Annotated in this window: 7 tRNA genes; all 7 read right to left on the bottom strand. The window is 48.6% G+C overall.

Going from position 1 to position 945, the window contains the following annotated elements:
* Positions 1-231: 231 nt before the first annotated feature.
* Positions 232-316: transfer RNA gene (locus ACQ5DJ_RS29915), tRNA-Leu, on the bottom strand.
* Between the two features lie 8 nt (positions 317-324).
* Positions 325-398: transfer RNA gene (locus ACQ5DJ_RS29910), tRNA-Arg, on the bottom strand.
* A 20-nt stretch (positions 399-418) separates the two neighbouring features.
* Positions 419-494, bottom strand: a tRNA-His gene (locus ACQ5DJ_RS29905).
* Between the two features lie 29 nt (positions 495-523).
* Positions 524-597 (bottom strand) — tRNA-Trp (locus tag ACQ5DJ_RS29900).
* 1 nt (position 598) lies between these two features.
* Positions 599-675, bottom strand: a tRNA-Met gene (locus ACQ5DJ_RS29895).
* Positions 676-700: 25 nt separating this feature from the next.
* Positions 701-789 (bottom strand) — tRNA-Ser (locus ACQ5DJ_RS29890).
* Positions 790-797: 8 nt separating this feature from the next.
* Positions 798-871: transfer RNA gene (locus tag ACQ5DJ_RS29885), tRNA-Gly, on the bottom strand.
* Positions 872-945: the final 74 nt, after the last annotated feature.

The following is a 945-nucleotide window of genomic DNA, read 5'->3' as shown; positions in this document are numbered from 1 at the left end:
ATTTAATGATAGACTCATTAACGCTTTCGCTGTTCAGTTTTCAAAGAGCATTTTGCGCCGTTTCCGGAGCAGATCTTTAATTTATCACATTCAACTTTGAAAGTCAACAACTTTTTTAGTTTTATGTGATTTGTTCTACTCAGTTAAACTTGTGTGTTTCGTGAGTAGATTTCTAATATAACACATTGCTTTTCATTAATCAAGAGGTTTTTTTAACCTCATTTAAATTAATGGTGCGGTCGGCGAGACTCGAACTCGCACGGGTCGCCCCGCCACCCCCTCAAGATGGTGTGTCTGCCAATTCCACCACGACCGCATGTAAAACGTCTCAGGAGAGGTTCGAACTCCCGACCGTCCGCTTAGAAGGCGGATGCTCTATCCAGCTGAGCTACTGAGACATATTGTAGTTATAAAAAAATGGGGCGATCGATGGGACTTGAACCCACGAGTGCCGGAGCCACAATCCGGTGCGTTAACCCCTTCGCCACGACCGCCATAATGTATACGCTTTAAGAATGTTCCTTGGCAGGGGCAGTAGGAATCGAACCCACACCAAAGGTTTTGGAGACCTTCGTTCTACCTTTAAACTATGCCCCTATGGTAGCGGTGGAGGGGATCGAACCCCCGACCTTTCGGGTATGAACCGAACGCTCTAGCCATCTGAGCTACGCCGCCATAATTATTTCGTAATAAAAAGAAGTGGCGGAGGGAGAGGGATTCGAACCCCCGTGAGCTTGCACTCTAACGGTTTTCAAGACCGCCCCGTTATGACCACTTCGGTATCCCTCCGCAAAATATGGAGCGGGTGATGGGAATCGAACCCACGCGACCAGCTTGGAAGGCTGGAGTTCTACCATTGAACTACACCCGCTTGAATATGGTGCCGGTGAAGGGACTTGAACCCCCACGGTTTCCCTCACGATTTTGAGTCGCGCGCGTCTGCCA

Source organism: Brevibacillus sp. FIR094 (assembly GCF_050477165.1).
Lineage (GTDB): Bacteria > Bacillota > Bacilli > Brevibacillales > Brevibacillaceae > Brevibacillus.
The sequence above is the reverse complement of the archived record's forward strand: the minus strand, read 5'-3'. Positions and strand labels throughout refer to the sequence as shown.